At 68.2% G+C, this 23332-nt stretch carries 19 protein-coding genes; 7 read left to right on the top strand and 12 right to left on the bottom strand.

Annotated features, from left to right (window positions below):
• Positions 1 to 269 precede the first annotated feature (269 nt).
• Both ACREYQ_RS16465 and ACREYQ_RS16460 read left to right on the top strand, forming a co-directional pair.
• Positions 270 to 1840 (top strand): IS3 family transposase gene (locus tag ACREYQ_RS16465; RefSeq protein WP_432257673.1). Its coding sequence is split into 2 segments (ribosomal slippage): positions 270 to 699 and positions 699 to 1840, totalling 1572 coding nucleotides; the frame shifts between segments, so codons are not numbered across the junction.
• A gap of 89 nt (positions 1841 to 1929) precedes the next feature.
• The gene (locus ACREYQ_RS16460) at positions 1930 to 2604 is read left to right on the top strand and encodes an aspartate/glutamate racemase family protein (protein WP_432258573.1); all 675 of its coding nucleotides are present in this window, start codon (positions 1930 to 1932) and stop codon (positions 2602 to 2604) included.
• A gap of 28 nt (positions 2605 to 2632) precedes the next feature.
• On the opposite strand, the gene ACREYQ_RS16455 is transcribed toward ACREYQ_RS16460, so the two are convergent.
• On the bottom strand, positions 2633 to 2884 hold the full coding sequence (locus tag ACREYQ_RS16455) for a hypothetical protein (RefSeq protein WP_432258572.1): 252 nt from the start codon (positions 2882 to 2884) through the stop codon (positions 2633 to 2635).
• Between the two features lie 209 nt (positions 2885 to 3093).
• On the opposite strand from ACREYQ_RS16455, the gene ACREYQ_RS16450 reads away from it, so the two are divergent.
• Positions 3094 to 4038, top strand: coding sequence for a cation diffusion facilitator family transporter (locus ACREYQ_RS16450; protein ID WP_432260435.1), 945 nt, complete (start codon positions 3094 to 3096; stop codon positions 4036 to 4038).
• Between the two features lie 358 nt (positions 4039 to 4396).
• Here the strand turns inward: ACREYQ_RS16450 and ACREYQ_RS16445 are convergent, their stop codons facing one another.
• Positions 4397 to 5023 carry a DNA-3-methyladenine glycosylase I gene (locus tag ACREYQ_RS16445; RefSeq protein ID WP_432258571.1) on the bottom strand — a complete coding sequence of 209 codons (627 nt, stop codon included), beginning with the start codon at positions 5021 to 5023 and terminating at the stop codon, positions 4397 to 4399.
• A 104-nt stretch (positions 5024 to 5127) separates the two neighbouring features.
• Between ACREYQ_RS16445 and ACREYQ_RS16440 the strand changes: the two genes are divergently transcribed.
• On the top strand, positions 5128 to 5484 hold the full coding sequence (locus ACREYQ_RS16440; RefSeq protein WP_432258570.1) for a DUF2314 domain-containing protein: 357 nt from the start codon (positions 5128 to 5130) through the stop codon (positions 5482 to 5484).
• A gap of 222 nt (positions 5485 to 5706) precedes the next feature.
• Here ACREYQ_RS16440 and ACREYQ_RS16435 read toward each other — a convergent pair whose 3' ends face one another.
• The 3 genes from ACREYQ_RS16435 to ACREYQ_RS16425 all read right to left on the bottom strand — a co-directional run bounded on the left by ACREYQ_RS16435 (position 5707) and on the right by ACREYQ_RS16425 (position 8594).
• Positions 5707 to 7017 carry an MFS transporter gene (locus ACREYQ_RS16435; RefSeq protein WP_432258569.1) on the bottom strand — a complete coding sequence of 437 codons (1311 nt, stop codon included), beginning with the start codon at positions 7015 to 7017 and terminating at the stop codon, positions 5707 to 5709.
• Positions 7018 to 7089: 72 nt separating this feature from the next.
• On the bottom strand, positions 7090 to 8103 hold the full coding sequence (locus ACREYQ_RS16430; RefSeq protein ID WP_432258568.1) for a hypothetical protein: 1014 nt from the start codon (positions 8101 to 8103) through the stop codon (positions 7090 to 7092).
• Positions 8104 to 8255: 152 nt separating this feature from the next.
• Entirely contained in the window at positions 8256 to 8594 is a 339-nt protein-coding gene (locus ACREYQ_RS16425) for a hypothetical protein (RefSeq protein ID WP_432258567.1), read from the bottom strand.
• A 276-nt stretch (positions 8595 to 8870) separates the two neighbouring features.
• Here ACREYQ_RS16425 and ACREYQ_RS16420 point away from each other — a divergent pair, with 276 nt between their 5' ends.
• The gene (locus tag ACREYQ_RS16420) at positions 8871 to 9764 is read left to right on the top strand and encodes a dioxygenase family protein (protein WP_432258566.1); all 894 of its coding nucleotides are present in this window, start codon (positions 8871 to 8873) and stop codon (positions 9762 to 9764) included.
• 27 nt (positions 9765 to 9791) lie between these two features.
• Here ACREYQ_RS16420 and ACREYQ_RS16415 read toward each other — a convergent pair whose 3' ends face one another.
• The 3 genes from ACREYQ_RS16415 to ACREYQ_RS16405 all read right to left on the bottom strand — a co-directional run bounded on the left by ACREYQ_RS16415 (position 9792) and on the right by ACREYQ_RS16405 (position 11973).
• The gene (locus tag ACREYQ_RS16415) at positions 9792 to 11090 is read right to left on the bottom strand and encodes an MFS transporter (RefSeq protein ID WP_432258565.1); all 1299 of its coding nucleotides are present in this window, start codon (positions 11088 to 11090) and stop codon (positions 9792 to 9794) included.
• A gap of 108 nt (positions 11091 to 11198) precedes the next feature.
• The gene (locus tag ACREYQ_RS16410) at positions 11199 to 11618 is read right to left on the bottom strand and encodes a VOC family protein (RefSeq protein WP_432258564.1); all 420 of its coding nucleotides are present in this window, start codon (positions 11616 to 11618) and stop codon (positions 11199 to 11201) included.
• A 4-nt stretch (positions 11619 to 11622) separates the two neighbouring features.
• Positions 11623 to 11973, bottom strand: a complete 351-nt coding sequence (locus ACREYQ_RS16405) for a GFA family protein (RefSeq protein ID WP_432258563.1) — start codon at positions 11971 to 11973, stop codon at positions 11623 to 11625.
• 178 nt (positions 11974 to 12151) lie between these two features.
• Here ACREYQ_RS16405 and ACREYQ_RS16400 point away from each other — a divergent pair, with 178 nt between their 5' ends.
• Positions 12152 to 12763: an HD domain-containing protein gene (locus ACREYQ_RS16400; protein ID WP_432258562.1), complete on the top strand. Its 612-nt coding sequence runs from the start codon at positions 12152 to 12154 to the stop codon at positions 12761 to 12763.
• Between the two features lie 54 nt (positions 12764 to 12817).
• On the opposite strand, the gene ACREYQ_RS16395 is transcribed toward ACREYQ_RS16400, so the two are convergent.
• Positions 12818 to 16411, bottom strand: a complete 3594-nt coding sequence (locus ACREYQ_RS16395) for an indolepyruvate ferredoxin oxidoreductase family protein (RefSeq protein ID WP_432258561.1) — start codon at positions 16409 to 16411, stop codon at positions 12818 to 12820.
• Between the two features lie 362 nt (positions 16412 to 16773).
• Between ACREYQ_RS16395 and ACREYQ_RS16390 the strand changes: the two genes are divergently transcribed.
• A complete protein-coding gene (locus tag ACREYQ_RS16390; protein ID WP_432258560.1) occupies positions 16774 to 18030 on the top strand; it encodes an NYN domain-containing protein in 1257 nt (418 codons plus the stop codon).
• 82 nt (positions 18031 to 18112) lie between these two features.
• On the opposite strand, the gene gspF is transcribed toward ACREYQ_RS16390, so the two are convergent.
• Genes gspF through gspD form a run of 3 tightly spaced genes read right to left on the bottom strand, consistent with a single transcriptional unit; the run spans position 18113 to position 23298 of the window.
• On the bottom strand, positions 18113 to 19330 hold the full coding sequence (gspF, locus tag ACREYQ_RS16385) for a type II secretion system inner membrane protein GspF (RefSeq protein ID WP_432258559.1): 1218 nt from the start codon (positions 19328 to 19330) through the stop codon (positions 18113 to 18115).
• A gap of 15 nt (positions 19331 to 19345) precedes the next feature.
• A complete protein-coding gene (gene gspE, locus ACREYQ_RS16380) occupies positions 19346 to 20896 on the bottom strand; it encodes a type II secretion system ATPase GspE (protein WP_432258558.1) in 1551 nt (516 codons plus the stop codon).
• Positions 20897 to 20904: 8 nt separating this feature from the next.
• A complete protein-coding gene (gene gspD / locus ACREYQ_RS16375) occupies positions 20905 to 23298 on the bottom strand; it encodes a type II secretion system secretin GspD (protein WP_432258557.1) in 2394 nt (797 codons plus the stop codon).
• Positions 23299 to 23332 lie beyond the last annotated feature (34 nt).

Here is a 23332-nt window from a genome sequence, read left to right as displayed (position 1 = left end):
TCGCGCGCGATTTTCGGCATCAAAATATCCGGGGTTTTGGGTAAAAATGAACTGGCCCTGGCCGGGCCATTAATGACGGGCCAGGCCGAGTCGCGGCCGGGTTAATGCCATATGTATGCCATATGTATTGCCGGACGAATGCCAGCGGCCGGCGCCGTTAAGCGCCACGCCGACGCCGTGCATGCGGCCGTGCGCCGGGCATCTCCCCCCGCGGCAGAATAGATGTCGCCCCTATAGAATTTGAACCCTGGGGGCGATAAGAGAAAGAAGTGGCTCGTTACGGACAAGAATTCAAGGACCGGGCGGTAGCACGGTTGTTACCGCCGGAGAGTGCGGCGGTGGAAGTGGTTTCAAGGGAATTGGGTGTGGCAGTGGCCACGCTTGAGCGCTGGCGTGCGGACGCTATGTCCATGCCCGCTCGCGAGCGAGCATGGACAGCGGCGGCCAGGTTTGAGGCGGTGCTGGCGACGGCTGCGATGGACGAGGCCAGTAAGAACGCCTGGTGCCGTGAGAAAGGTGTGTATCCGCAGGAGTTGGAGCAGTGGCGCACCGCCGCCACGCAGGCGCTGGCTGAGCCCGAGGATGCGCGCGCCACCCATCGTGAGACCAAGGCCGATCGGCGCCGCATCAAGGAACTCGAGCGCGAGCTGCGCCGCAAGGAGAAGGCCCTGGCCGAAGCCGCCGCCCTGTTGATACTCTCAAAAAAGCTCGAGGGCATCTTCCCGAAGGACAAGGACGAGGACGCATGATCGGCCTGGAAGATCGCCACACGATGGTCCGCCATATCGAAACCGCTCACGCAGGCGGTGCTCGCCTGCGCCTGGCCTGCGAGGTAGCTGGCATAACCGTGCGGACGCTGCAACGCTGGAAGGCCCACGATGGCTTGGTGGTCGGCGACCGCCGCCCCGGGGCCGAGCGGCCCACGCCCGCGCATGCGCTGAGCATCGAGGAGCGCGAACGCATTCTGGCCGTTGCCAACGAGCCGCGCTTCGCCGACATGCCGCCGGCGCGCATTGTGCCCATGCTGGCCGATGAGGGTGTCTACCTGGCCAGCGAGTCGAGCTTCGGCCGGGTGCTGCGCGCCCATGGGCAGGCCCGGCACCGAGGACGCGCCAAGGCGCCGCGCCAAAGCCGTCCGCCCACCACGCACGTGGCCACCGGGCCACGCCAACTGTGGTGTTGGGACATGACCTATTTGCCGGCTGAGGTCGCCGGGCGCTGGTTCTATCTGTACCTCATCCTGGACGTGTACAGCCGCAAGATCGTGGGTTTCGAGGTTCACGACCGTGACGACGCCGACCACGCGGCGCATCTGGTCAAGCGCACGGCGCTGGCCGAAGGCATCCATGCCATGGCGGCCAAGCCGGTGCTGCATGGCGATAACGGCGCCACGCTCAAGGCCACCACGGTGCTGGCGATGCTGCACTGGCTGGGGGTCAAGCCTTCGTACTCGCGCCCGCGCGTGAGCGACGACAATGCCTTCGTCGAAAGCCTCTTCCGCACGGCCAAGTACCGGCCGGAGTTCCCGTCTACAGGCTTTGCCGATCTGGCCACGGCGCGTACGTGGGCGGCCCACTTCGTCCACTGGTACAACCATGAGCACCGGCACAGCGGCATCCGCTACGTGAGCCCGGCACAGCGCCACGCCGGTCAAGACGACAAGATTCTCGCCGCGCGCCACGCGCTGTACGTTCAGGCCCGTGAGCGCAACCCGCGTCGCTGGTCATGCAACACTCGAGATTGGTCGCCAATCGACACGGTCACGCTCAATCCGGAGCGCGAGATTGCCGTGCCCACCGGTATCAAGCCAGGCGCCGAAAACCAGCGTTTGGCTGCATGAATGAGGCGACATCTACCTTGACGCGCGCCGATCTCGCCCAGGCCGCCGCCATACGCTATCGTTGACCCCTTTGGCATCCCGGCATTGACATGAGCCATATCCTGCTGATCAACCCGAATACCTCGAGCGCCACCACGCAGATGATGGTTCAGATAGCGCGCGCCTGGCTTGCGCAGCACATGGCAGCGCCGCCGGCCGTGGTCGGCGCGACGGTCACGCGCGGCGCGCCGATGATCGTCGACGAAGACGAGCTGGCCGTGGCTGCCGGTGCGATCTGCGATGCGGAGATGCTGCGCCTGGCCGGCTGTGCCGACGGCGTCATCGTCGGCGCCTTCGGCGACCCCGGCATCGAGGCCCTGCGCGCGCGGCTGGCGGTGCCGGTGGTGGGCATCGGCGAGGCCTCGATGCATGCCGCGGCGGAGGGGCAGCGGCGCTTCGGTATTGCCACCACCACGCCGCGCCTGGCCGCGTCCATCGATGCCAGCGTGCGCCGGCAAGGCCTGGGCGGCCTGTTCACCGGCGCGCGCTTCGCCGAGGGCGATCCGCGCGAGCTGGGCAAGTCGCCGCCGCAGCAGGAAGAGCTGCTGGCGGGGGCTGTGCAGGCATGCATCGAGGATGGCGCGCAGGCCGTGATCATTGGCGGCGGCCCGCTGGGCGAGGCCGCGCGGGCGCTGGGTCAGCGCTTTCCGATTCCCGTCATCGGGCCCGTGCCGGCCGCGTGCGCAGTGCTGGCTCAGGCATTGCGCGATTGCCCGGCGGTGTAGACGGCGTCGGCAATCGGCGCGGCAGTCACTAGGCCACGCGCGTTGGCCGTCTAGCCTTCATCGCCGAGGGCCGTACCTGTTGCAGCGCGCGCAGCGACTGCAGTGCGTCCTCAACCGCCTCGATGCCGTCGCGCAGGCGGCCGGTAGCGTAGCCCAGGCGGCTTCGCGCGTCGGCATCGGGCGTGGAAAGACTTTCGAGTGCGTCAATTTCCGCCTGCATCTGTCCGACCAGGCGGCGTAGCTGAGATGTGCTGTGCGAGGCAAGTGACCGAATCGCCATCGTGTAGGCCCTCCTTGCAAAGACCGGCACGCGCGTTGCCGCTTGTCCGTACGGTCTTCCGTCCGGCGCCCGTCCTTGTCTACGGTAAAGGTGGCGCAAGCAGTTAGCCAGCGCTGTTACGAAATCGGCACGACGCCGCCGCCGCGGGCCGGATTCGCGCCTGGTGCAGGTTCGGCTATAGTCACCCGATGGAATCGCACACCCATCCCATGCGGGCCGATCCCGCCGGCCTGCCGGACGACGCCGACACCACCGCGGCCGAAGCCGACGCGCGCCACCGGGCCGGCCGGCGCAGCACGCTGGTCAGCGTGGTCGTCAATATCGGTCTGACCGCCGCGCAGGCGGTGGCGGGCGTCGTCGCGGGCTCGCAGGCGCTGATTGCCGACGCCGCGCATTCCCTGTCAGACCTGTTATCGGACTTCGTAGTGCTGGCGGCTGGCTGGCAAAGCCGCAAGGATCCGGACGCCGACCATCAGTACGGCCACCTGCGCTTCGAGACCGCGGCCTCGCTGGCCCTGGGCGCGCTGCTGCTCGCCGTGGGCGTTGGCATGCTGTGGGCGGCGGTGGGCAAGCTGCAGCACCCGGGCGGCTTGCAGCCGGTGCAGCCGGTGGCGCTGTGGGTGGCGCTGGCCGCGCTGGCTTCCAAGGAACTGCTGTTCCGCTACATGCTGGCCGTGGCGCGGCGCGTGCGCTCGGGCATGCTGGTGGCCAATGCCTGGCATGCGCGCTCGGATGCGGCGTCGTCGCTGGTGGTGGCGCTTGGCATCGGCGGCAACCTGCTGGGCTACCACATGCTCGATCCGGTCGCGGCCATCGTGGTCGGGCTGATGGTGTCGCGCATGGGCCTGCGCTTTGGCTGGGACGCGCTCAACGACCTGATGGACCGCGCCGCCGACGAGCAGACCGTCGAGGCCATCCGCGCGACCATGCTGGGCACGCCCGGCGTACTGGGCCTGCACGACCTGCGCACGCGCAAGATGGGCGACCAGGTGCTGGTGGACGTGCACCTGGAAATCGATGCCACGCTGACCGTGGCCCAGGGCCACGCCATCGCGGTGGAAGCGCGGCGCCGCACGCTGGAAGACCACCACGTGCTCAACGTGATGACGCACGCCGATCCGGTATACGCCGCTGGAAAAGCCCCGCCGGCATGAGCCCGGCTGTGGACATCTTTGCCGAAGGCTGGGGATAACCGGCCGGACAAGCTGTGCCCCGCCTGGGGGGACGTTGTGGGACGTATACGGATAACTCCGGTGCCCGCATCGGCGATGTATGCGCGAGCACGGTTCTATCCCGGCAAATCAGGGTTATCCCGGATAGGTTATCTTCCCCGCAAGTCATTGAGCCAAAAGGGAAAAAGTGACTTATCCACGGCCTGTAGCCCGGTTTACCTACTACTACTATGTTTACATACGTAAACAATATAAAAGAGACAGGCGGGACCATTGCGCCGGCTGGAGCATCGAGCGTATACGGCCGCCAGCGCGTATACGGTCCCTGCGCGTATGCCGCCTAGCGCGGCACTTTGAACGCCTTGCGCGCGGCCAGTACTTCGGCGCGCGTCGTGCAGCCTTCCTGGTGGTCGTTGACCAGGCCCATCGCCTGCATCAGCGCATACATGGTGGTGGGGCCGACAAAGCGCCAGCCGCGCTTCTTCAGGTCCTTCGACAGCGCGGTGGACTCGGGCGAGATCGCCATGGTGCGCAGGACCTCGGGCGTCAGCACCCTGGGCCGGCTTGCCGGATCTGGTTCGTAGCGCCAGAAATAGGCCGCCAGCGACGACTCTGTTTCCAGCAGTTCGTGCGCCCGCCGGGCGTTGTTGATGGCCGCCTCGATCTTGCCGCGGTGGCGCACGATGCCGGCATCGCCCAGCAGCCGCGCGATGTCGCGCTCGCTGAAGCGTGCCACCTTCTCGATGTCAAAGTTGGCGAAGGCCTTGCGGAAAGCCTCGCGCTTGCGCAGGATGGTCAGCCAGCTCAGGCCGGACTGGAAGCCTTCCAGGCACAGCTTCTCGAACAGCCGGCGGTCGTCGGCGACCGGAAAGCCCCACTCGGTATCGTGGTAGTGGCAATAGTCCTCCAGCGTGCCGCACCAGTCGCAGCGCACCGGCGCGGCCAGCGCTTCCTTCTTGCTCGTCATGCGTACCTTTCCCAGTGGATTGTGCCGGGCCCCGGCCTGCCTCTCGCCGGCCGGCGCATTTGCTGCGATCATGCCCGCACCTGAGAGATTGCGGAAGGCTGAAAATGGACATGCGACTGACAACCCTGGACGAGGACGGATGGGAGCTCGACGACGCCGAGCCCATCGCTGCCGCCCATCCCGACACCTTCTGGATGCCGCCGCAGGAGGAGCGCGACGCGCTGACCGCCGGCCAGCAGGTCAAATTGATCTTCCGCATCCTGGTGGCGGACGATGCCGGCAACGAAGAAGTCCATGTCGAGCGGATGTGGGTCAACGTCACCGGGCGCGAGGGCGGGCTCTATACCGGTGAGCTCGACAACCAGCCGTATTGCACCGACGAGATGAACCCGGGCATGCCGCTGTGCTTCGAGGCACGGCATGTGATCAATATTTACCGGGAAGGCGGCGAAGAGATGTAGCCCGCCCCCACGGGCAACAAAAAAGCCAGCCGCGAGGCTGTAATGCTGTTCAGTTAAGGTATCAAACGCTACTGTCATTCCCGCGCAGGCGGGAATCCAGCGTCTTTCACGTCCCCTTCGGGGATGAAGTCACTGGGTTCCCGCCTGCGCGGGAACGACGGTGGTTAACTGAACGCCATTAGCCGCGAGGCTGGCTTTTCTACTGGAACCGGCGCTGGCGGTTCAGTCCAGCTTCTTGCCCGTGCGGTCGTGCATGAACACCAGCGCGATGAAACTCACCACGGCGGCGGCGATCACGTAGTACGCCGGCGCCAGCTTGTTGTGCGTCGACTCGATCAGCCACGTCACGATCAGCGGGGCAAAGCCGCCGAAGATGGTCACGGCGAAGTTGTAGGCCAGCGACAGCCCGGTCGAGCGCACCTCGGTCGGGAACTGCTCGGCCAGCACCGCCGGGGCCGGGCCGGTGAAGGCGGCCAGCAGGATGCCCAGCACGATCTGCACCTGCAGCAGCGTCTGCGTGCTCGGCGACACATTGAGCCAGTGGAACAGCGGGTAGGCCAGCACGCCGATCAGCAGCGCCACGATGCCCAGCATGCGCTTGCGGCCCATGCGGTCCGACAGCATGCCCATCAGCGGGCACAGCACCAGGATGATGGCGCCGCACAGCGCGGTCGACTTGAAGGTCGCGCCCAGCGGCAGGCCCAGCTGCTGCTTGGCGTACGACGGCATGTAGAACACCAGCACGTAGGTGCAGACCGTCCACAGGATGGTCACGCCCAGGCCGGCCAGCACTTCGCGCGGGTGGTCGCGCAGCACCTGCGACAGCGGCGAGAACTTGACCCTGGCGGCCTTGCGGGCGGCCTGGCGCGCCTCGAACTCGGGCGGCTCGTGCAGGTGCGAGCGGATATACATGCCCACCGGGCCGATCAGCAGGCCGAACAGGAAGGGGATGCGCCAGCCCCAGGCGTCGATCTGTTCCGGCGACAGGCCGTTGGTGACCAGCGCGCCCATGGCCGCGCCCAGCATGAACGAGATGCCCTGGCTGGCCTGCTGCCAGCTGGCGTAGGCGCCGCGCTCGGCGTCGGGCGCGTGCTCGATCAGGAAGGCGGTGGCGCCGCCCACTTCGCCGCCGGCGGAAAAGCCCTGGATCAGGCGCGCCAGCACGATCAGCGCCGGCGCCCACAGGCCGATCTGTGCGTAGGTCGGGGCCAGCCCGATGATGGCAGTGCCCAGCGCCATCATCAGGATGGTCAGGGTCAGCGCCGCCTTGCGGCCGACGCGGTCGGCGTAGACGCCGAGCACGATGGCGCCGACCGGGCGCATGAAGAAGCCCACGCCGAAGGTGGCGACGGTCAGCAGGAACGAGGTCAGGTCATCGCCGGTCGGGAAAAACAGCTTGGCGATGATGACGGCAAAGAAGCTGTAGACGGTGAAGTCGAACCACTCCAGGCCGTTGCCGATGGTGGCGGCGATGATCGCCTTGCGTCGGGTGGCGGTGGTCAGCTCGGGGATGGGGGCGGTGGTCGCGGTCATGAAGCGTTGGCAATGCAGGGGAAATCGCCATATTAAGCGATTCCTTAATCTCGCATCCGCCCCCTGTGCGGCTCAGAAGCTTGCGGCCAGGCCCAGCGAGAACCCCGAGACGTTGTTCCCGAACACATAGCGCAGCACCGCACGGATGCGGGTGACGAAGACCTCGTGCGCACTGGTATCCAGCTCCAGCCCCGTGCCGAGGGTGGTCAGGTTGTTGAAGCCGAGGATGCCGGCTTCGCTGCCGAGGTAACGCGAGTGTGACAGCTCCAGCACGTACCGGACCGGCCGGTCGAACGCATGCATGCCGGTCGGCGCCCGCCAGCGCGCCCACAGGTTGGCGGTCTGGGCCGTGGCCGTGCCCGTCACCGAGCTGGTGGTGCCGCCGAAACTCTGCAAGTGGATGTTGGTGTAGCGCAACTCCAGGTCGACTTCGTAGTTCTCGCGATAGTGCTCCCAGTCCAGCATCACCGAGCCGCCGAGGCCGTAGGCGTTCAGGCTGCCGCCGTCGAGAAAGTTGATCTGGCGGTCGGTGACCTGTTCGACGACCACCTTGCCGACCTGCAGGTCGCTCGAGACATTGCCCAGCGAGGCGTTGAAGATCGGCCGGAACACCAGTTCCTTGTTCGCCGTCAGCGGAAAATCCCAGCCGATGCCGAGGGTGCCGGAGAAGGTGTTCCAGCGGGTCGGGATGGCGCGGGACTCAGCCCCATTGGTGGCGACGAAGGTGGGGTCGTAGCGGCTGTAGGCGATCGCGCCTTCCAGGTAGAGCGGGAACGACTTGCTGACGGTAAAGCCTCCGCCCAGTTGCGACATGACGATGCCGGGATCGTCGGTACTCGTGTTCTTGATGGAAAGCGAACTCGAGGTCAGGTCCGGCACCACCGAGTACGACATCAGCGACAGCACGGCGTTGGCGTGCTTCTGCACATTGGCCCCGGCCAGACGCAGCCCCGGCACGCCCTGTGCGCTGGCCGTGCCGGCCGCCAGCAGCGATGCGGTGGCGAAAGCGCCCGCGGCGGCTTGCAGGCGCTGCCGCGAGGAACGGCGCAGCGCAGGACTGGGAGGCGCGGGTTGGCTTGCAGACATGGGGATCTCGGTGCAGTCGGTGCCGGGGATGCGCCGCAGTGTGCGGCATGCGGCAGTCCCCCGCGCATTCTAATGACGCAGGGTGGCGCGGGCGCGCCGTGCGAAATCTTTCAGATCGGACTGCCGGGAGCTTAATTCAGCCGAGATGCAGCTCAGCCGGCAGGATGGCGGCGTGGTGCCGGGCTGGCCGACGGGGCGGGGGAAGCCGCCTGCGGGTTTGCCTGAGCGGGCGGCGCGGTTGCCGGACGGCGGCGTGTGAGCCACAGCATCAGGGCGCTGGCGGCCCAGCCGGTCACGAACACCGTGTCGCCGGCGTGGTTCAGCCAGGCCGCGGCGGCGGGCGTCCCGGCCAGCGACTGCAGCAGGCCACCCGGCAGACGGGCCAGGATCCATAGCGCGACCGCGGGCACGCTGCCGTAGACGCCCGGCTGCCACCAGAGGCTGAGAAAGGAAGTGCGCCGCCCGGGGCGGCGCGGGATGCGCGGTACCACCGAAGTCTCCGGCCAGGCACGGCGCGCGTGGCGTGCCGGTGGCATCAAAGCGTTGCAGGCGTCAGTCGGACGACACCGCCGGCGGACTCCCGCTTGCATCATAGGCCGATCGCCCCGGCCGTGTGGCAGGTGCCCGAGGCGCTGTGTGCGCCACGCAACGCTGCGTTCGGTCCTTCAACGTTTTTGCATGAGATATCCGCAAATGATGCCCGTGCCCGCTGTCGATCTTTGCCAAACTGGATGCAGGTACACAAACAGTTTGAAGGTGGTCCTGCCATGCTTCCCGCGCTTTACATTTCCCATGGTTCCCCGATGCTCGCCATCGATCCCGGCCCCACCGGCGCCGCCTTCGACGCGCTTGGCGAGCGTCTGCGCGCGCAGCGCCCGCGCGCTGTGCTGGTGATCTCGGCGCACTGGATCTACAGCGCGCTGGCCGTCTCCGGCCGCGAGCGCCAGGAAGCCTGGCACGACTTCGGCGGCTTCCCACGCGAACTGTACGCGTTGCGCTACGATGCCCCGGGCTCGCCGGCGCTGGCCGCACGGGTCAAGGCATTGGTCGAGGCAGTGGCGATCCCTGGCGCCGGGTTTGTCGGCCAGGACGACGAGCGCCCGCTGGACCACGGCGCGTGGATGCCGATGCGCCACTTCTTCCCGGACGCCGGCGTGCCGGTGGTGCAACTGGCGCTGAACCCCTATCTGTCGCCCGCCACGCAGATCGAGATCGGCCGCGCGCTGGCGCCGCTGCGCGACGAGGGCGTGCTGGTGCTTGCGTCCGGCAGCTTCACGCACAATCTGCAGGAGGTGTTCGGCGGCGGCCGGCGCGATCAGCACGGGCCGCAGGCCGAGCCGTATGTGGAAGCCTTCCGCAACTGGATGACCGAGGCGCTGGGCGAGGCCCTGGCCACCGGCGATACCCGCCGCATTGCCGACTACCGCGCCCAGGCGCCATATGCGCGCCGCGCGCACCCGACCGACGAGCACCTGCTGCCGTTCTATGTGGCGCTGGGTGCCGCATTGGGCGCGGAGGGCGCGAGTCCTTCGATGTCCAGCCCGGCCAGGGTGTCGCGGGTTGCCGACGAAGTGACCTATGGCGTGCTGGCGATGGACAGCTTCGTGTTCGAGGGCAAGGGCGCCGGGGCGCCCGCAGTGCAGTCAGGCGCGGCGGCCTGACACCCTGGCGCGCGGCCGCGGCAAGCCCTAGCGGCTGGCGGCATCCACGCGCAGCAGCCCGCGCCGGTGCAGCGCGTAGCCAAAGGCCAGCAGCGCGCCCAGCGCCAGCGCCACCATTACCCACAGCATCAGCCAGTTGCCGCCGGCCGCGCGCCACAGCAGCGCGCCCAGCCATGGGGCCGCGGCCTGCATCAGCAGCACCGGCGTCATCATCAGCCCGTTGAGCGTGGCGTAGTGGTGGCGCGAGATCAGCTCCGGCATGGCCATCGCGCGCAGCATGGTGTTGACGCCGTTGGCGCAGCCGTACAGCACCGCGGCCACCATTAGCCAGGCACCGTGCCCCAGCGCAAAGCACAGCAGCCCCGCGCACATCAGCACATAGACCGGCAGCGACAGCCGCACCGGGTGGCGCACGCCCGCGCGCATCATCAGCATGCGGCCCACCACCTGGGCCGGGCCGATCAGCGCGGCCACCACCAGTTGCTGCGCCACCGGCATGCCCTTTTCGGTCAGCATCGGGATCAGGTGCGCGCCCAGCAGCGAGGCCACCACCGCGGTCGCGGTAAAGGCCAGCACCACTGCCCAGAACACTGGCTGGCGCAGCGTGGCGCGGGCGATGCCGCGGCTGCCGGACTGGCCGTCGGCCGGGGTCATGCCGGTGTAGGTGGGATGCAGCGCGTAGCGCATGCGCGCGTGCAGCGGTGCGCAGACCAGCAGGTTCAGCGCGGCAAAGCCGATCAGCGTCGGGCGCCAGCCCAGATGGATCACCAGCCATTGCGCCAGCGGCACGAAGATCGTGCTGGCAAAGCCGGCCATCAGCGTGACCGCCACGATCGGCTTCTGGTACTGGTCGCCATAGGCCTGGCGCAGCACGACGAAGGCGGGCTCGTACAGCGTGGTTGCCATGGCCAGCCCGATCGGCACCCACATCAGCAGGAACACGGGCTGCGACGGTGTCCACGCCCACAGCAGCAGGCCCAGCCCGCCCAGCACCGAGCCCGCGCCCATCACCTTGCGCGCCGGCGCGCGGTCCAGCAGCCGGCCCACCGCGAACGAGCACAGCGCCCACACCAGCAGCCCCAGCGAATAGCCGCCCGCCAGGAAGGGCTTGGACCAGCCCAGGCTGCGGATCATGGGGTCAATGAAGACGGTGAAGGCGAAGAACAACGTGCCCCAGGAGATGGTCTCGGTCAGGCCGAGGATCCAGACCAGCCCGCGCGGCGGCGTGGCGAGATGCGGAGGGTGCGCGGGTCCGGCGCGGGCCGGGCTGGCGTCTGGGTCGGTGCTGGCGGCGTCCGGGCCGGGGCTGGCTTCTGCTGTAGTCATGGCGGGTCCGGCGGGGGTGGTCGCCATCGATGGCGGCGCGTGGGGCCAGTCGGAAATTGTAGCGATCCTGCACGCATCCCGCGCGCGCGGCGCCGTAGGGTATGCGCGTTACTGTGCGGTCACCGGCGGGGGCGGCCCCTTGAGCTCGACCACATTGCCGTCCGGATCCTGCACATAGAGCGACGGCCCCTTGCCTTCGGCCCCGAAGCGCTGCGCCACCTCGCCGGCCTCCACGCCATGCCGCGCCAGTTGCGCCCGCAGCGCGTCGGCGTCGAACGGGTCGATGCGCAGGCAGAAATGATCCAGGTTGCGGCCCTCCGCGCCCGGCCCCGCGCCGCCGGCGCGGCCCAGCGGGCCGTCGAGCGCGACCAGGTCGATCAGGCCGCTGCCCGCGCGCAGCTGCGTCAGGCCCAGGTCGGCTTGCTCGCGCTCCACGCTGCAGCCCAGTACGTCGACATAGAAGCGCCGCAGCGCCCCTACGTCGGCGCTGCGCAGCACCAGGTGGTCGATGCCGAGGATGCGGAACATGGCGTCAGTGATGCAGCCCGTCGTAGTCGATGACCTTCAGGCTATCGAGGTCGACATTGTCCAGGCAGCGCACATTGACCGCGGCCATCGGCCTGCCGTCCTTGTCCTGTCCGTCCGCGTACGGGCCGCAGCCGCACACCGGGCAGAAGCGGTGCGCGATCTTCATGGTGTTGAAGCGATAGGTGGAGGCATTGCTCTCCGGCGTCTCCAGCCTGAAGGCCGCGCGCGGCACGAACCACAGCAGGTGGCCGCGCCGGCGGCAGATCGAGCAGTTGCAGCGGATCACGCTGGGGATGCTGTCGACCTCCACTGCAAAGGCAACGGCGCCGCAGTGGCAGCTTCCGTGGAGCGTCATGTCGTCTCCTTGGGCTTGGGTACCGCCCGGTCGAATCACATCAACGGCTGCTGCGCTGCAATAAGCCGGCACATTGTTAGCTTTTTGACAGTGTAGCGCCGCTGCGGGTGCCACAATGTCTGCCAAACATGACGAGACGATGCGCGGCCATCGCGCACGCCCACCAAAGGAGACCCGCATGAGCGACATCCACGCGCCCGCACGCGCCAGCTTCAGCCATATGGAGCACGGCACCCGCGAAGACTGGGCCGCCATCTCCGCCGAGTTCATGCCGTTCGCGCGGGCGTTGCCGGAGCGCGTGCTGGCGCACCTGCGGCTGCTGGATGGCGATTGCGGCGGCTTTCCCGTGGACCGGCTCACGCATTCGCTGCAGACCGCGACGCTGGCGCACCGCGACGGCCAGGACGAGGAGTACGTGGTCTGCGCGCTGCTGCACGATATCGGCGATACACTCGGCAGCTTCAACCATCCCGATATCGCCGCCGCCATCCTCAGGCCCTTTGTCAGTCCCGAGAACCTGTGGATGGTGGAAAAGCACGGCGTGTTCCAGGGCTATTACTTCTTCCATCACCTTGGCCTGGACCGCAACCTGCGCGAGCAGTACCGCAGCCAGCCCGAGCTGTTCGAACGCACCGCGGAGTTCTGCCGCAAGTACGACGGCGCCGCGTTCATGACGGACTACGACACGCTGCCGCTGTCATTCTTCGAACCGATGGTGCGGCGCGTGCTGGCGCAGCCGCGCAACTCGATGTACGTGAAGCCGGGCGAGGCCACGCTGGCGCAGCCCTGAAATTACGACGGCCTCGCTGCATGCACGCGAGGCCGTCGTGTGTTGCCGTGGCCGTCAGGCCGCGCGCTGCGCCGTCTCCGGATGGCGGAACTGCTCCAGCAGCCTGGCCCAGCGCCCGCGAGCCGCCTTCAGGTTGTTTTCCTTCACGTGCCCGAAGCCGCGGATATCGTCCGGCAGGTTGGCCAACGCGACAGCGGTCTCGTAGTTCGCGGCATTGAGGCCCGCCACCAGTTCATCCAGCAGCGCACGGTACTCGCCGATCAGCGCGCGCTCGGTGCGGCGTTCCTCGCTCTTGCCAAAGATGTCGAAGGCACCGCCGCGCAGGCCCTTCAGCCTGGCCAGCACGCGGAACAGCTTCATCGTCGACGGACCGAACTTGCGCTTGACCAGGTGGCCCTTGTCGTCGCGCTTCGCGCTTACCGGCGGCGCCAGCCAGAAGTTGAGCTGGTAGTCGCGCCCCGGCTCGCCTTCAAACTGCGCGCGCAGCTTGTCGAGGAAGACCGGGTCGGTGTATAGCCGCGCCACCTCGTACTCGTCCTTGTACGCCATCAGCCTGGCCAGGTTGCGCGCCGCCGCTTCGGTCAGCGGCAGCGCCTTGCCGCTGCCCGCCAGCGTGCTCTCGGCCACGCGCACGCGGTCGATGGCTTCGCGGTAGGTGCGCGCATAGGCGGCGTCCTGGTACGCGGTCAGGTGTTCCATGCGGCGGGCCACCAGCTTTTCGAGCATGGCCCCGGTCGAGGCCGGCAGCTTGACCACTTCGGCGCCTTCGGCGGTGGTCTTCAGCTTGCCGGTCAGCGACAGCACGTGCTCGGGGTCGTGCGCCATGTGGCGGCCCCAGTCGAACGCGGCCTTGTTCTTCTCGACAGCCACGCCGTTCAGTTCGATGGCGCGCTCCAGCGCCTGCAGCGTCAGCGGGATCCAGCCTTTCTGCCAGGCATAGCCCAGCACCAGCGGGTTGGTGTAGATGGCATCGCCCAGCAGCGCCACGGCCAGGCCGCTGGCGTTGATGAAGTCGCACTTCTCGCCCACGGCGTTGCGCACGTCCTGCTCGGCCGACAGGCCCGGGAACTGCCACTTCGGGTTCTTGATGAAGTCGGCGGTCGGGGTCTGCGCGGTATTGACCACGGCGCGGGTGCGGCCGGCCTGGGTCTTGGAGATGACTTCGTCGGTGGCGGACACGATGGCATCGCAGCCGATCACCAGGTCAGCCTCGCCCATGGCGATGCGGGTAGCGTGCAGGTCGTCGGGGCGCGCGGCCAGCTGCACGTGCGACAGCACCGCGCCCCCTTTCTGCGCCAGGCCCGCCATGTCGAGCACGGTGACGCCCTTGTTCTCCAGGTGCGCGGCCATGCCGAGCAGGCCGCCGATGGTGACCACGCCGGTGCCGCCCACGCCGGTCACGAGGATGCCGTAGGCGCGCCGGATCGCCGGCAGCTCCGGCTCAGGCAGCGCGGGCAGGTTGCCCATCGACACGCCATGCTGCTCGGGCTTGCGCACCTGCGCGCCCTCGGCCGTGACAAAGCTGGGGCAGAAGCCGTTCACGCACGAGAAATCCTTGTTGCACGACGACTGGTTGATCTGCCGCTTGGTGCCGAAGTCCGTTTCCAGCGGTTCCACCGACAGGCAGTTCGACTTGACCGAGCAGTCGCCGCAGCCCTCGCACACCGCGTCGTTGATAAAGGCGCGGCGCTGCGGGTCTTCCATCGTGCCGCGCTTGCGGCGGCGGCGCTTCTCGGTGGCGCAGGTCTGGTCGTAGATCAGGATGGTGCAGCCCGGCACCTCGCGCAGTTCGCGCTGCACGCTGTCGAGCTGGTCGCGGTGATGGATGTCGATGCCTTGCGGCAGCTTGATCGCCGCGTTGTACTTCTCGGGCTGGTCGCTGACGATGACGATCTTCTTCGCGCCCTCGCTGTGCACCTGCCAGGCGATGTCCCGCACCGACAGTTCGCCGTCCACCGGCTGGCCGCCGGTCATGGCCACCGCATCGTTGTACAGGATCTTGTAGGTGATGTTGACGTTGGCCGCGATCGACGCCCGGATCGCCAGCAGGCCGGAGTGGAAGTAGGTGCCGTCGCCCAGGTTGGCGAACACATGCTTGTCGCCGGCGAACGGCGCCTGGCCGATCCACGCCACGCCTTCGCCGCCCATCTGGCTGAAGGTGCTGGTGCTGCGGTCCATCCACACCGTCATGTAGTGGCAGCCGATGCCGGCGAGCGCGCGCGAGCCTTCGGGCACGTTGGTCGAGGTGTTGTGCGGGCAGCCGGAGCAGAACCACGGCTTGCGTTCGGCCGTGACGCGCGGCGTGGCCAATGCCTTTTCCTTGGCTTCGATGATGGCCAGGCGCGCGGTGATGCGCGCGCGCACGTCGATCGGCAGCTCGAACTTGTCCAGGCGCGTGGCGATGGCCTTGGCGATGATCGCCGGCGACAGCTCATAGTGCGCCGGCAGCAGCCAGTTGCTCTGCGGGATCGACCATTCGCCGCCCGCGTTGTCCTTCTCGTCGAACTTGCCGTAGACCCTGGGGCGCACGTCGTCGCGCCAGTTGTACAGCTCTTCCTTGAGCGCGTACTCCATGATCTGGCGCTTCTCTTCCACCACCAGGATTTCCTGCAGGCCTTCGGCAAAGGCGCGCGCGCCCTGTGCCTCCAGCGGCCACACGCAGCCCACCTTGTACAGCCGGATGCCGATCTGCGCGCAGGTGGCGTCGTCCAGGCCCAGGTCGGCCAGCGCCTGGCGCGTGTCCAGGTAGGCCTTGCCGCCGGTCATGATGCCGAAGCGCGCGTGCGGCGAATCGATTTCGATGCGGTCGATCTTGTTGGCACGCACATAGGCCAGGCCCGCGTACCACTTGTAGTCGAGCAGGCGCGCTTCCTGTTCCAGCGGCGGGTCCGGCCAGCGGATATTCAGGCCGCCCGGCGGCATGATGAAGTCGCCCGGCAGCGCGATCTGCACGCGGTGCGGGTCCAGCTCCACCGAGGCCGACGATTCCACCACGTCGGTCACGCACTTCATCGCCACCCATAGCCCGGAGTAGCGGCTCATGGCCCAGCCGTGCAGGCCGTAGTCCAGGTATTCCTGCACATTGGACGGATACAGCACCGGCAGGCCGCAGGCCTTGAAGATGTGCTCGGACTGGTGCGCCAGGGTCGAGGACTTGGCCGAGTGGTCGTCGCCGGCCAGCACCAGCACGCCGCCGTGCCTGGAGGAGCCCGCCGAGTTGGCGTGCTTGAACACGTCGCCGGTGCGGTCCACGCCCGGCCCCTTGCCGTACCACATGCCGAAGACACCGTCGAACTTCGCGTCCGGGTACATGTTGACCTGCTGCGAGCCCCACACCGAGGTCGCGGCCAGGTCTTCGTTCAGGCCGGCCTGGAACACGATATTGTGGGCGGCGAGGTGCTTCTTGGCCTTCCACAGCGACAGGTCCAGCGCGCCCAGCGGCGAGCCCCGGTAGCCGGAGATGAAGCCGGCGGTGTTCAGCCCGGCGGCGCGGTCGCGTTCCTGCTGCAGCATTGGCAGGCGTACCAGGGCCTGCGTGCCGCTGATATAGATGCGGCCACGCTCCAGCGTGTATTTGTCTTCGAGGGAAACGTTTTCGAGCGCGCGGCGGATGGCGTCGCTGACCGGGGAGGTCAGGGGGGCATTCATAGGTGCTCCTCTATGGGCGTGCTGTCGGGATCACCGACACCTGCAGTTGTGGGCAACCGCCTCATGGCCTCTTGTGAAGGCGCCGGACGGTTGTGTTTCTGCGCGGCATGGTAGCACCGCCACTGGCATGGCGGCACCTTGCAATGCAGCACAATGCGTGCCCGTTGCGCCCGTGATTTCCCGTATGGACAGGGGTTCGCGTGTACACTGCGTTGCATCGAGATCACCGGCGTGTGTGCCCCGGCGGTCTGCGATGGGCCACATTCCGGCCACCTTTGCCGCGCCAGCCTGGTGCAACCCGTTTTCCGATTGCGCGTCCCGATGAGATAAAGCGAGACGGGCAAACCAGTGACCACCTGAACATGACCAATTCCCCCCGCCAGGGCACCGCGACCCTGGCCGTGCTGATCGACGCCGACAACGCGGCGCCCGCCATCGTCGAAGGCCTGCTGGCCGAAGTCGCCAAGTACGGCGTGGCCGCCGTCAAGCGTATCTACGGCGACTGGACCCGGCCCAACCTGGCCGGCTGGAAGGAGCGCCTGCTGTCGCACTCGATCCAGCCGATCCAGCAGTTCCGCTACACCGTGGGCAAGAACGCCACCGACAGCGCCATGATCATCGACGCCATGGACCTGCTGTACACCGGGCGCTTCGACGGCTTCTGCATCGTTTCCAGCGACAGCGACTTCACCCGCCTGGCCTCGCGCATCCGCGAGCAGGGCCTGACCGTGTACGGCTTTGGCGAGCGCAAGACGCCCAAGCCCTTTGTCACCGCCTGCGACAAGTTCATCTACTCCGACGTGCTGCGCGCCGATGCGGATACGGAAGGTGCCGAGGGGGCTGACGGGGCCGCCGCCCCCACGCGCAAGCGCAGCACCGGCGAACTGCGCCAGGACTCGCGCCTGGTGCGCCTGCTGCAGAACGCGGCGCAGGCCGTGTCGGACGAAGACGGGTGGCTCGCGCTGGGCAGCATGGGCAACCATATCGCCAAGCAGGCGCCGGAATTCGACTCGCGCAACTACGGCTACGGCAAGCTGTCGGAACTGGTGCTGGCCACCGGCCTGTTCGAGGTCGAGACCCGCAACGGCGGCAACAACAAGACCATCTGGGTGCGGCTGAAGAAGCGCGCCAAGGGCGGCGGCGAGGGGGATGGCCGGGGCCAGCAGCAGCAACCGCAACAGCAGCCGCCGCGCCCGGCGCAGCCTGAAGCGCGCCGCCAGCCGGCACCGGCGCCCGTGCCCGCGGATCCGCCCGCGCCCGTCGTGTCCCAGCCGGAGGTGGCACCTGAGCCAGTGCCAGTCCGCGAACCCGAGGTCGAGCTGGCGGTTGTCGCCGCCGATGTAGTCGAGTCGGAGCCGGCTGCAGAGCCGGTGGCCGAGGCTGCGCTGCAGGCCGAATCCAAGAGCCGCCCCGCACGCAAGCGTGCCACCCGCCGCCCCGACGTGACGCTTAGCGAAACGCCGTGGCCGATTGATCAGTCGGTGTTTGCTGCGCCCGGCACGACCGTGCTGACGGCACAGGTCGAAGTCGAACCCCGGCCGCAGCCTGAGCCGGCCGCCGAGCCGGCCCCGGCACCTGCGCGGAAGACGCGCAAGCGCCCGAGCAAGAAGTCCGAATGACAGGGAAGCCGGCGCGATGCCGGCTACTCGCACCAAAAAGAACGCCGGCATCGCGCCGGCGTTTTTTTCGTTGCCGCGGTCCTTACCGCACCAGCTGATTGATCTCGATAATCGGCATCAACACCGCCAGCACGATCAGCAGCACCACCACGCCCATGGTCAGGATCAGCAGCGGCTCCAGCAAGCTGGTCAGGAACAGCGTGCGGCGTTCCAGCTCCTGTGCTTCGCTCTGCGCGGCGCGGTCGAGCATGATCGGCAGGTTGCCGGTGGCTTCGCCCGAGCGGATCAGGTGCACCAGCACCGGCGGGAACTGGTTCTGCGCCGCCAGCGCGCGCGCCAGCGAGGCGCCTTCGCGCACGCGCGTGTTGGCGTCTTCCACATTGGCGCGCAGCGCCTCGTTGGTCAGGGTCTCGCCGGCGGCCTGCAGGCTGCGCAGGATCGGCACGCCCGCCGACACCAGGATCGCCAGCGTGCCGGCGAAGCGCGCGGTGTTGTAGCCGCGCACCAGCTTGCCCACCAGCGGCGCGGTCAGCAGCCAGCGGTGCCATTCGAGCCGCACCGCGGGCTGGCGCAGCAGCCGGCGGATGCCGAAAGCAACCACCACGATCACCGCCAGCGCGGCCCACCACCAGTTGCGCACGAAGTCCGACAGCCACAGCATGACGATGGTCAGCGTCGGCAGCTTCTGCTTGGTATTGGCAAACACGCTCACCACCTGCGGCACCACGTACGACAGCAGGAAGATTACGATCGCGAACGCCACTACCGTAACGATGGCCGGGTAGGTAAAGGCCAGCCGGATCTTGGCAGTCAGCGTGTTGCGCGATTCGATATAGCCCGCCAGCCGCTCCAGCACCACTCCCAGGTGGCCGGAATGCTCGCCGGCCGAGACCAGCGCGCGGTAGATATCGGGGAAGTCGCGCGGGTGCTGCGCCAGTGCCACTGACAGCGAGCTGCCGCCCATCACCTCGGCGCGGATGCCGGCCAGCAGTTCATGCACGTAGGCGCGCTCGGCCTGGTCGGCCAGTGCCCCCAGCGCCTCGTCCAGCGGCAGGCCGGCCACGATCAGGCTGGCCAGCTGTCGCGTGAACAGCGCCTGCTCCTGCGTCGACAGCCTGCGCGCGAACAGCTGGCGGCCACTGCGCGGGGCCAGGCCGGCGCCGGCCAGCGGGTCGACCGTCAGCGGCGTCAGCCCGCGCGCGCGCAGCTGCGTGCGCGCCTGGCGCGGGCTGTCGGCCTCGATCACGCCGCGGTCGGTCTTGCCGGCGGCGTCGGCGGCTTCATAGCGAAAAGCTGGCATCGGGGCGGCTCCGCCTTAGTCGCGCGTCACGCGCAGCACTTCCTCGAGCGAGGTCGCGCCGCTGTCGACCCAGCGCTGCGCGTCGCCGCGCATGGTGTGCATGCCCTGCGCGAGCGCCACCTGCTTGATTTCCGACTCCGGCGCCTGCCGGTGGATCATGGTGCGGATCTCGTCATCGACCGTGAGCAGCTCATACACGCCCATGCGGCCCTGGTAGCCCGACTGGGCGCACTTGTCGCAGCCCACCGGATGCCACACGGCCTGCAGCGGTTTGCCCTGCGCGAGCAGCACGTCGGACTCGGCGGGCGTGACCTCGATCACTTCCTCGCGCTTGCAATGCGGGCACAGGCGCCGTACCAGCCGCTGCGCCAGCACCCCCAGCAGAGACGACGACAGCAGGAACGGCTCGATGCCCATGTCGACCAGCCGCGTCACCGCCGAGGCCGAGTCGTTGGTGTGCAGCGTGGCCAGCACCAGGTGGCCGGTCAGCGAGGCCTGCACCGCGATCTGCGCCGTTTCCAGGTCGCGGATTTCGCCGATCATGACCACGTCCGGGTCCTGGCGCAGGATCGCGCGCAGGGCCTTGCCGAAGGTCATGTCGATGCGCGCATTGACCTGGGTCTGGCCGATGCCGTCCAGGTCATATTCGATCGGATCTTCCACCGTCATGATGTTGGTGGAGCGCGAATCCAGCCGCGACAGCGCGGCATACAGCGTGGTGGTCTTGCCCGAGCCGGTCGGCCCGGTCACCAGCACGATGCCGTGCGGCTGGCGGATCAGGTGGTCGAAGCCGCGCAGCGTGCCGGGCGCCATGCCCAGCCTGGCCAGGTCCAGGCGGCCGGCTTCCTTGTCCAGCAGGCGCAGCACCGCGCGCTCGCCGTGGCCGGTGGGCAGGGTCGAGACCCGCACGTCCACCGGGCGCCCGCCCACGCGCAGCGTGATGCGGCCGTCCTGCGGCAGGCGTTTCTCGGCAATGTCGAGCTGCGCCATGATCTTGATGCGCGAGATCAGCGCGCCGTGCAGTGCCTTCTTGGGCCGCACCACGTCGCGCAGCGTGCCGTCCACGCGGAAGCGCACCACCGACGACGATTCGAACGGCTCGATATGGATATCCGATGCGCCTTCGCGCGCCGCCTGCGTCAGCAGCGCATTGATCATGCGGATGATCGGCGCGTCGTCTTCGGATTCCAGCAGGTCTTCCACCGCAGGGATGTCCTGCATCAGGCGCGACAGGTCGACCTCGCCCTCGACTTCGCCCACCACCTGCGCGGCGCTGCCGTCCTGGCGGTGGTAGGCGTCGGACATGGCGCGCTCCAGCGCCTCGGGTTCCAGCACGCGCAGGCGCAGCGCGCCGTGCACGCGCGCGACTTCGGCCAGCGCCGTCGGCGAGGTGGCGCGGCTTACCCACACTTCCAGCCCGTCGGGGCGCTGGTGCGCGATCAGCAGCGGCGCCTCGCGCGCAAAGCCGTATGAGACCAGCCGAGCCGCCATCGGCGAGGGCGGCTCCAGAGTCTCGGCCTGCGCATTGGCGCCGGCGGGAAGGGCGGTTTGGACTTCGCTGGCCATGTCGGGGCTCAGTTCGGGAGCGCGGATTCACCGCGCTGGTTCAGCGGCTGCGGCGCTGGCTGAGGCACCTGCTGCTCGGGCTGTGGCTGGCCCGGCTGCGGGGCACTCTGCGGCAGGGGCAACGGGCCGGCAACCGGGCCGTTCGAGCGCGGATCGACGAACGGCGTGGTCGGCGCGTCGGCCGGTGGCAGCAACGGCGTATTGGTGTCGCGCACCATGACGTTAGGCGAAACAAACTCCTGCTGCTGCCCGCGCATATAGTCGTAGCGGTCCTGCGTCAGGCGCTCGGCGGCGCCTGCCGTGCGCATCACATAGGGGCGCAGGAACACCAGCAGGTTGGTCTTGGAGCGGTTCTTGTTCTCGTAGCGGAACAGGCCGCCGATCCACGGGATATCGCCCAGCAGCGGCACCTTCTGCACGCCGTCGCCATAGGAGTCCTCGATCAGGCCCCCCAGCACGATGATCTGGCCGTCGTCGACCAGCACATTGGTCTCGATCGAGCGCACGTTGGTGGTCGGGCCCTGGATCAGGTTGGCGGTCGACTGCACCACCGATGACGATTCCTGGAAGATCTGCATCTTCACCAGCCCGCCGTCGGTGATCTGCGGCTTCACGCGCAGCGTGATGCCCACGTCCTTGCGGTCGAAGGTCTGGAACGGCGTGACCGAGGCAGCGGCACCGGTCTGGGCATAGGAGCCGGTGGTGATCGGGATGTTCTGGCCGATCAGGATCTTGGCTTCCTCGTTCTCCAGCGTGATCAGGTTCGGCGTGGACAGCAGGTTGACGCTGCCGTTGGTGCCCAGCGCGCGCAGCAGCGCGCCCAGGCCCAGCGCCTTGTTGACGATGCCCAGGTTCAGTCCGCCCACGTCCTGCACCAGCCCCTGCGCCGCGGCGATGCCGGCGGTGTGGTTGCTGTTGTACAGCGCGCCGGCCAGCGACAGGTTCAGGATGTTCTGCCCGCCGGTGCCGAAGTTGGTGCCGGCAAAGACGTTGGTGTTGTGGCCCGGCGAGGTGAGCAGGCCCTGCCACTGGATGCCGAGCTGGCTCGCCTGGGTGGCCGTGACCTCAACGATCATCGATTCGATATAGACTTGCGCGCGGCGCGCGTCGAGGTCGTCGATCACGCCGCGCAGGTTGCGGTAGACCGGCTCGCTGGCGGTGATGATCAGCGAGTTGGTGGAGGCATCGGCCTGGATGATGCCGCCGGTGGTCGGCTGGGTATTGGTGCCGAACGACGCGGCAAAGGCCGAGTTGCCATAGGCCCCGCCCGAGCCGCTGCTGCCGGTGCCGCCGCGCATGCTGGTCTGGGTGGCGGTGGCGCCGCCGGTGAACTGCCCTCCCGTGGGCGTCGAGACATTGGTCAGGCCTGCCGCGCCGCCAACGCCGCCGGCCTGTCCGCCAGGCTGGGTGGTGCTGGCAAAGCTGCTGTCGGCGGCGACGATGGCGCGCAGCGTGGCTGCCAGCTTGACCGCATCGGCATTCTTCAGCGGCACCACCCAGATATTGCCCGGGCGCGCATAGGGCTGGTCGAGCTTCTCGATCAGATGGCGCGCCTGCTGCAGGCGCGCGCGGCTGGTGGCGCGGATCATCAGCGAATTGCTGCGCGGCTCCGCCACCACCGAGGTGCGCAGGCTGGCGTCCACGCCCGGCGCGCCGCCGCCGGCGGCGCCCGCGGCGCCGGGGTCGAGCAGCTTCTGCAGCACGGCCGCGGTATCGCTGGCCAGGGCGTACTTGAGCGGCACCAGTTCGACCTCGCCCGAGGCCGGCGCATCGACCGCGGCGATGATGCGCGCGATCCGGCGCAGGTTGTCGGCGTAGTCGGTGATGACCAGCGTGTTGTTGGCCGGGTAGGCGGTGATGGTGTTGTTGGGCGCGATCATCGGCCGCAGCACCGGCACCAGGTTGTTGGCCGATTCATAGTTCAGCCGGAACACCTGCGTCACCACCTGGTCGCCGCGGCTGGCGCTGCCGCCGATCACGGTGGGCGAGCCCTGCAGCTTGGCATCGGCTTCGGGCACCACCTTGGTGAAGCCGTTGCTCTCGACCATGGCATAGCCCTGCATGCGCAGCACCGAACCCAGCGTCTGCAGCGCCTGCGCGCGCGACACCGGCTGCTCGGTGACCAGGTTGACCGTGCCCTTCACGCGCGGGTCGATCACGAAGTTCTTGCCGGTGGCCTGGCCGACCGCCTTGATCACCGATTCGAGATCGGCGTTGACGAAGTTCAGCACCACCTGGTCGCGGTTGGCCGGGGTCACGTCCGGCGGCGCGGGCGGCGTGCCGGTGCGCGCCCCGGGCTGAGCCCACAGCGGTGCGGGCGCCAGCAGGGAGAGCCCGCACAGCAGGGCCACGGCGCGGGCGCAGGCGGTCTGGAAAACAGGTCGGTTGGCGTGGGTTTTCATAGTCATTTCCGTGGGCTGTGCGATCTGCGTGGCA

It is taken from the genome of Cupriavidus sp. TMH.W2 (assembly GCF_050847365.1).
GTDB lineage: Bacteria > Pseudomonadota > Gammaproteobacteria > Burkholderiales > Burkholderiaceae > Cupriavidus.
The sequence above is the reverse complement of the archived record's forward strand: the minus strand, read 5'-3'. Positions and strand labels throughout refer to the sequence as shown.